Source organism: Limnohabitans planktonicus II-D5 (assembly GCF_001270065.2).
GTDB lineage: Bacteria > Pseudomonadota > Gammaproteobacteria > Burkholderiales > Burkholderiaceae_C > Limnohabitans_A > Limnohabitans_A planktonicus.
Genome location: NZ_LFYT02000011.1, coordinates 107,651 through 115,128, shown reverse-complemented (window position 1 = coordinate 115,128; position 7,478 = coordinate 107,651). Strand labels below are relative to the sequence as shown.

The 7,478-nt window shown below is 58.5% G+C and carries 6 protein-coding genes; all 6 read left to right on the top strand.

Annotated features, from left to right (window positions below):
• Window positions 1-669 precede the first annotated feature (669 nt).
• The 6 genes from H663_RS31045 to H663_RS31020 all read left to right on the top strand — a co-directional run bounded on the left by H663_RS31045 (window position 670) and on the right by H663_RS31020 (window position 7,427).
• A complete protein-coding gene (locus H663_RS31045) occupies window positions 670-2,304 on the top strand; it encodes an ABC transporter permease (RefSeq protein ID WP_053171969.1) in 1,635 nt (544 codons plus the stop codon).
• A gap of 480 nt (window positions 2,305-2,784) precedes the next feature.
• Window positions 2,785-3,306, top strand: a complete 522-nt coding sequence (locus tag H663_RS31040; protein WP_053171971.1) for a Csu type fimbrial protein — start codon at window positions 2,785-2,787, stop codon at window positions 3,304-3,306.
• Window positions 3,224-4,099, top strand: coding sequence for a fimbrial biogenesis chaperone (locus H663_RS31035; RefSeq protein WP_083451138.1), 876 nt, complete (start codon window positions 3,224-3,226; stop codon window positions 4,097-4,099). Before H663_RS31040 ends, H663_RS31035 begins: the two co-directional genes overlap by 83 nt.
• Before the next feature lie 31 nt (window positions 4,100-4,130).
• Window positions 4,131-6,431, top strand: coding sequence for a fimbria/pilus outer membrane usher protein (locus H663_RS31030; protein WP_165803902.1), 2,301 nt, complete (start codon window positions 4,131-4,133; stop codon window positions 6,429-6,431).
• Window positions 6,428-6,988, top strand: coding sequence for a spore coat protein U domain-containing protein (locus tag H663_RS31025; protein ID WP_053171976.1), 561 nt, complete (start codon window positions 6,428-6,430; stop codon window positions 6,986-6,988). Before H663_RS31030 ends, H663_RS31025 begins: the two co-directional genes overlap by 4 nt.
• A gap of 112 nt (window positions 6,989-7,100) precedes the next feature.
• Complete coding sequence (locus tag H663_RS31020) at window positions 7,101-7,427, top strand: hypothetical protein (protein WP_053172175.1); 327 nt, start codon at window positions 7,101-7,103, stop codon at window positions 7,425-7,427.
• The last annotated feature ends 51 nt before the right edge of the window (window positions 7,428-7,478 follow it).

Sequence of the window (7,478 nt, the reverse complement as noted above, 5' to 3'; positions counted from 1 at the left end):
GCAGGTCGGCGGTCGAAGGCCCCGACAAGGGCCTGTGCCAAAACCCATCATGTCGGACTCTGCGAGTGCCGACCTACGAGATGGCGGTGATTTGTAGGTCGGCGGTCGAAGACCCCGACAGGGGCCTGGGCCGAAACCCATAACGTCGGACTCTGCGAGTACCGACCTGCGAGATGGCGGTGATTTGTAGGTCGGCGGTCGAAGACTCCGACAGGGGCCTGTGCCGAAACCCATAACGTCGGGCTCAGCGAGTACGGACCTGCGAGATGGCGGTGATTTGTAGGTCGGCGGTCGAAGACCCCGACAGGGGCCTGTGCCAAAACCCATAACGTCGGACTCTGCGAGTACCGACCTACGGGATGGCGGTGATTTGTATGTCGGCGGTCGAAGACTCCGACAGGGGCCTGGGCCGAAACCCATAGCGTCGGACTCTGCGAGTACCGACCTACGAGATGGCGGTAGATGTTGTAGGTCGGCGGTCGAAGACCCCGACAGGGGCCTGTGCCAAAACCAGTCATGTCGGACTCTGCGAGTACCGACCTACGAGATGACGTGTTCAGCACGTTTCAAACTTCAGCGTCCCGGATCAATAGGCCTTGAATGACACAGCGAGTTGGAGTTTAAAAGTCCAAAAATGGCAAGTGGTGCGCCTTCTACAATAGTGCCGATATGTTGACCACCTTGGCCCGCCGTTTATCGGGCCTCCCTTCACTGCTCTTTGCCTTGCTGGCGTTGGCTTTGGCCTTGCCGGTCTTGGCCGTGCTCGGCTCGTGGCTGCAGTGGAGTGGCGAGAGTGCCAGCATCTTGCGCGAGATGGCCGCCACCGTGCTGCCCGATTACGCGCTGACCACGCTGGGCCTGTGCCTGATGGTGGCGGTGGGCGTGACGGTGCTGGGTTTGGCCACGGCGGCCTTGGTCACGCTGTTTGATTTCCCTGGGCGCGGCGTTTTTGAATGGCTGCTGCTTTTGCCGCTGGCCATGCCGGCCTATGTGGTGGCCTATGCCTACACCGACTTTTTGCAGTTCAGCGGGCCGCTGCAGGTGGCATTGCGCGAGGCGCTGGGTTTGCAGGGGCGTTTGTGGCCCGATGTGCGCAGCGTCTGGGGCGCGGCGCTGGTGTTCACGCTCTCGCTTTATCCCTACGTTTATCTGCTCGCCCGCACCGCCTTGGTCGAGCGGGCTTCGGGTTTGATGGAAGCGGCCCGCTTGCTGGGTGCCCCTTTGTCGCGCCGCATCCGCGAAATTGCCTTGCCCCTGGCGCGGCCTGCTGTGGCGGCAGGCGTGGCGCTGGCGCTCATGGAAACGCTGGCCGACTTTGGCGTGTCCAGCTACTTTGGCATCCAGACCTTCACGGCAGGCATCTACAAGGCCTGGCTGTCCATGGACAACCGCATCGCGGCTGCGCAATTGGCCACGGTGCTCTTGGCGGTGGTGGTGGTCTTGCTGCAGCTCGAACAACGCGCCCAAAAGCGCATGCGCTTCAACCAAGGGCGCGGCTCCCGCCAAGGCTCGACCGAGGCGCAGCCGGTGCAGCTGAAGGGCATGCGCCGCATGCTGGCTTGGACGTTGTGCAGCTTGCCTGTGCTGCTGGGCTTTGTGCTGCCGGTGCTCATCATGCTGCGGGCTTTTCTGGGCGAGACGACCGAGATGCCTTGGGAGCGTTTTGGCCAGTGGGCCTGGACCAGCTTGCGCCTGGGCGTGGTCACTGCGGTGCTGGCCGTGGGCGTGGCGCTGGCACTGGCATTCAGTGTGCGCACCCGGGGCGACCGCCTCAGCCAAGGGGCCATTCAGCTGGTGGGCTTGGGCTACGCCATTCCCGGTGCTGTGGTGGTGGTGGGCTTGCTCTTGCCCGTGGGGTGGATTCAACAGACTTGGCCTGCGTCTTCGGCAGGTGCTTGGATCACGGCCACCGCATTGGGCCTGATCTGGGCCTATCTGGTGCGCTTTTGCGCAGTGGCCTTGCAGTCGGTGCAAAGCGGCTATGCGCGCATTCCGGCCAGTCTGGACGACTCGGCCCGCATGCTGGGCGTGACCGGCTGGGGCTTGATGCGCCGGGTGCATGCACCGCTGCTCAAGCGCACCACGCTGGCGGCCATGCTGCTGGTGTTTGTGGACGTGATGAAAGAGCTGCCCGCCACCATGGTGCTGCGCCCCTTCAACAGCGACACCCTGGCCGTGGTGGCCTACCAGCTGGCTCGCGACGAGCGCTTGGGCGAAGCCGCCTTACCCTCGCTGGCCCTGGTGCTGGTGGGGCTGATCCCCGTGATGTTGCTCAGCCGTACCTTGCGTCAAACCAAAGGCTGACGCTTGCGCCGCAGCGGGCGATGCGTTGGCCCCCTTACCTTGCGTTGACGAACCCAGCTTTGCAGGTTCGTTTTGTCATGCACCGCCATGAGCGCGACCTCAACCCACAGGCCCTGCTGCTGGCCGACTGGGGTCGCCCCTCGGTGCCGGCGTAGAAACAAGGTCGATCAGGCCTATTGATTGGCAACAAATGTCTTTGAACCTCAACGGGGTCATCTGACGCAAGGCGAAAGTCGTGGGCTTTTTTTTGGGGTGTCAAGAAGGGCGAACAGGGGGGCAAGCGCCTGCAAAAACAGACAAGAACCACCTCCAACGGTTTCCAATTGCTTGTTCACATTGGCCCTCACCACTGTCTGTTCCCGGCCTTGTGTGTGTGCTTTCGCACAATACAACTCATTAGTTCGGCGTACCATCAAAAAACAACTCACCCGCAACATATTGTGGGTGAGTGAATGTGATCTTTGAAAGGAAAACTTGGGCATGAACTGCATTCAGCGGAACCTCAGAAACCTGCTCCCACTGCTGGGAATGTGCTGTGCCATGGGCAGTCATGCTGCGACGCAAACAGCGACGATGGATGTGAGCGCCACCATTGTGGCCAGTTGCAAGCTGTCGGTCATGGGATTGAAATTCGACAATGTCGAGCCAGGAGTCGACAAGAATGCCGCGGCAGTGCTGGCGTCGACTTGTACATCAGGAACGGCCTACACGCTGGACCTGAGTAATGGCGGCCACTCCACGACAACAGGCGGCACGGGTGACCAGTTCCGTCGGCAAATGGCTTCGGGTAACAATCGCTTGCCTTACATTCTCTACAAGGACGGCGGAGCAGAGATCGGAGCCAGTGCGGCGGGTGCGGGCAATAACAATCTCCTAACAGATGGCATGGGTAATGGCTACGAGAAATCTATGAACATTTATGGCCGTGTCATTGGTGCCGAGACCAAGAATAGTCGCGCAGGAAATTACAGTGACCAGGTCGTCGTCACCATCGCGTTCTGATGTCGGGTTTATAAATTTTCGGAGACGCCAAACTTTCAAAATACGGCAATTTGCCCAACAGCTGAGCTTTCTGGTTTTTTGCTTGCTTGTCGGAGTTTGCCTGCCAGCGCAGGCTGCCATAACGATCTCACCCGTCATCGTCCATGTGCCGCCAGATGGCCGGGCGATCATCACGGTGCGCAACGAACGACAGCGCGAGGTGTTGTACCAAATCAGTGTCTTTCGCTGGCTTCAAGTCGATGGGGTAGACCGTTACGAGGCCACGCAAGACTTCATTGCCAGCCCGCCCATGTTCACCTTGGCAGCTGCTGAGTCACAGATTATTCGCGTGGGGTTTCGCAACCCTCAGCGCTTGCCCCTTGAGCAGTCTTATCGATTGTTTCTGGCAGAGGTGCCCCGACCCGATGACAACTCAGCTGAGCGCGGGATTGTTGAATTTGCCATGCGATACGCGATTCCAGTTTTTGTGGCTTCTTCGAGCCGCGCAGGTCCACTTCCCTTGGTGTGGCAAATGCGCGAGGAAGGTGGCACTTTGGTTGTGCGCGTGGACAATCCTTCATCCACTCATACGGTACTGAACATGGTGGGGCTGACTCAGCAATCCGGACCTGATGTCCAAGCGGAGATGGCCAGCCAAAGACGAACCACCGTGTTGGCCCATGCATGGCATGAATGGCGTTTTCCAGTTGCACATGACAAGTTGCACCTTTCGTGGCGGATCGTGGTTCAACAAAGTGACGCTCAGACGCTCGAGGTCGTTCCTCATGCTGAAATGCGCCCCCATTTGCGCTAGAGCATGCAAGAGCGTACGTCCGCACTTTCTCGTGTTCGTTTCTTTCTTGATGTTGGGCACAGCGAGTGCGACGAACACAAGCAGTGGTTTTTATGGTGTGGTGGTCAATGGTGTCACGCAAGCGGGTTTTGCACTGCTGGTCTTTGATGCGCAATGGCGACCTTCCATGGCCCGACAAGACTTTTTGAACTTGGGGTTTTCAAAGTCGATCCCTCACATCATGCAAGATGGCATGGCGCTTGTTCCCCTTGACGGCAATGAAGGCATGGTCGTGAGGGTTGACGCCAAGCGCCTTCTGGTCTCTTTGGAGGTGGAGCCCGAATGGTATGGGTTCACCCGTATGAACCTGAATGCACCGCAAGTGGGAAAGCCCCTGCCCGCAGCGCCGGGGGCGCTGCTCAACTACAGCGTGCAAGCCAGTCGCAGTGGCAATGCATCAGTGGCCATGAACAGTACCCAAGTGCTGTCATTGTTCGGTTCTGCGGGCTTGCTGCAGTTGACGACCGCCATGAAGACCACTGAGTCACGGCAGGCCACTTTGAACCCTGTGGTTGAGAAAAAGTTCACACGGCTGGGCACCACTTTTTGGCGTGATGATCCTGAAAACCTGACCACCCTGTCTGTGGGCGACGATGTGCTGCAAGCGGGCACCGGTGTGCCCAGCGTGCGTTATGGAGGTGTCTCTTGGCAGAGCAATTTTCGGCTGAATCCGTCCTTCTCTACGCTGGAAACGCCTACGCTCTTTGACGCTGCACGTTTGCCCAGCACACTGGAATTTTTCCTCAATGACCGGCGTGTGGGCTCTCCCGTCACGGTGGCACCGGGTCCCTTTGAAATCAGTGGTTTGCCCACCGTGGGGGTCAATGGCATGGTCAAGGTGCTCATCCGTGATGCGCTGAACAACGAACGCGTCGTTGTTGTGCCTTATCTGCAAACCCCAAGTTTGTACCGTCAAGGCTTGCACGGCTTCAGTTACACCGCCGGTTGGTTGCGCCCCGATCTGGACCGGTATGAAACGCCATTTCTGGCCAGCGCACACCGTTGGGGCCTCTCGCGCAGGGTGACACTGGATGCGGGTGCTGCGCTCAGTACACACCAAAGCAGTGTCGGTGCAGGTGCCACAGTGGCCTTGTTTGGCCTGGCCATCGGGAATGTCAACCTTGCATTCAGTCGCTCGCCCTCCAATGCGGGACAAAAGCTGGGCGCATCGGTTCAATGGCAAGACAGTCGATCGAGCATGGGTGCCAGCTACAGCCATGCATCTTCTGCTTTTGAACTGCTCGGTGATGTTTGGAAAGCCCGAAATCGACCAAGAGACGACATGCGCTTTTTCGCAGCGCGCGCCCTGGGCTCAGAGCTGGGTAGCGTGAGCATCAGCTGGGGTCGTCTTGCAGACTGGTCAGGCAAGTCGCGTTCCATCAGCAGCGTGGGCTGGACCAAAAGCTTTGGCGTGACGAACGTTTCGCTGAGTGCTGTGCGCAGCCTGGATGGCACGCTGCTCCAGTTCATGCTGAATATCCCTTTGGAGCGTGGCGCGTTCTTGAGCACCAGCATGAACAAGCAGGGTCGGGGCTCAGCGATCCGTACCGATTACGCCACTCCCGGTGTGACAGACAAAGGCGTGGCCTGGCGCGGCGGCATCGAATTGAATAACGCCGTGACCACCTCAGAAAGATCCCGATTTTTTGCGGGCATTGACATGCGTTCGGATGGGGGTGAACACGGATTGGACTGGGTGAGTTCCCCGAATGGCGCATCCTGGCGGGCGCGCACTGCAGGCAGCTTGGGACTGCTTGCAGGGCATCGGTTTTATGGTCCACCCATTCATGGTGGCTTTGCACTGGTGTCCACTGGCGATGCACCCGATATCCCCATCTACCGATGGAACTTGCCTGTGGCCGTGAGCGACTCGAAGGGCATGGCGTTGGTGACGACATTGAACCCGTATCAAAAGAATCTGCTGGCCATCAAGCCTGAAGAAGTGCCGATGCAATACCGCGTCGCCAGCAATGAAATCACGGCCGTGCCCAGAGGGCGCGGTGGGGTGTTGGTGGATTTTTCAATTGTGCGTGAACGACCTGCGGTGCTCGTGTTGGCGTCGCCAGACGGTCAATCTTTACCCATTGGTGCGAGAGTCCATGTGCTTTCCAGTGGCGAGACGGCATCAGTGGGTCTGCGCGGTGAGGCCTACCTGCAAAACTTGCCTGCCAAAACAGAGGTGGAGGTGCGCGTGAAACAAAAAATATGCCGTCTAGCCATTGATAGCCCCCTCACCACCGATCCACAGCCGCGCCTGGGGCCTTTCATCTGCGACCTGCGAGAAGCGCCATGAACATGCTTGACCTGACGCACTGTGCACATCAGCCAACGAACTGGCCAAAACATGCGCGCGATTTGGGGCTTGCGCTGGCCTTGTTGGCAGGCATGGGCTTGACCTGCCCTGACGGTGTTCATGCGTCACCCGCTGACCTGGCGTCGGTGGAATGCAATATTCAATCCACACGCCTGGACTTTGGCACACTGACCCGATACAGACCACTTTGGGTGCAAGGTGAAGGCGAGGTGACCGTGACATGTCAAAACCTGTCGCAAGACGTTCGTTCGGTGGAGATTTCTGTGACCTTTTCGCGCATGGGGTCTCACACGGCGCTTCTTCAGTCCGGTCAAGATGCTTTGCTCGTCGATTTTTTTCTGGATGCGCAATGGGCTCAACTTTGGGGTGATGGCTCCAATGGGGGTCAAGCTTTGCAAGTGGTTGTGAAATTGGAGCCCGGAGAGCGAAAGCTGCTGCGCCTGCCCGTGCATGCGCTTTTACAGAATCGACGCGATGCCCGAGCTGGCGTCTATTTGGTTCAGGTTCCTCTTCAGATGACGGCTGTGCCGAGGTGATTTTTATGACTTCAGGCGCAAGACCAATGGATTGCAGCGCATGACTTGTGCCATCAAACACCCCCTGTATTCATTTGCTTTTCTCAACCAAGCCAACACCCAAGGAGTTGTCATGCCCAAAAAAACCTGGAGCGCCAAACGCGAACGTCAATACGAACACATCAAGGACAGCCTGCTTGAATCGGGCAAGCCCGAACCTCTGGCCCAAGAGATCGCAGCGCGGGTGGTCAACAAAGAGCGCGCACGCCACGGTGAATCCGAGACTGCCAGTGCGTCTTCTCTCAATGACATGTCTTCTGGGCAACGTGGCGGCATGCGCTCCCACAAAGGCCCGGGTGGGCGAACATTGCTTCAGCTTCGCAATGAGGCCCGCCAGCGTGGACTGAAGGGGCGATCGAAGATGAACAAGGCACAGCTTGAAGCCGCTTTGTCGTCGTGAATACAGATTTGGCCACAGGGCTTGCTGCCAGCAATTGGACATCGACCTGAG

What these genes read in the sequence shown, in the direction of transcription:
- H663_RS31045 (WP_053171969.1), top strand. Translation starts at nt 670, where the DNA reads ATGTTGACCACCTTGGCCCGCCGTTTATCGGGCCTCCCTTCACTGCTC.
- H663_RS31040 (WP_053171971.1), top strand. Translation starts at nt 2,785, where the DNA reads ATGAACTGCATTCAGCGGAACCTCAGAAACCTGCTCCCACTGCTGGGA.
- H663_RS31035 (WP_083451138.1), top strand. Translation starts at nt 3,224, where the DNA reads ATGGCCGTGTCATTGGTGCCGAGACCAAGAATAGTCGCGCAGGAAATT.
- H663_RS31025 (WP_053171976.1), top strand. Translation starts at nt 6,428, where the DNA reads ATGAACATGCTTGACCTGACGCACTGTGCACATCAGCCAACGAACTGG.
- H663_RS31020 (WP_053172175.1), top strand. Translation starts at nt 7,101, where the DNA reads ATGCCCAAAAAAACCTGGAGCGCCAAACGCGAACGTCAATACGAACAC.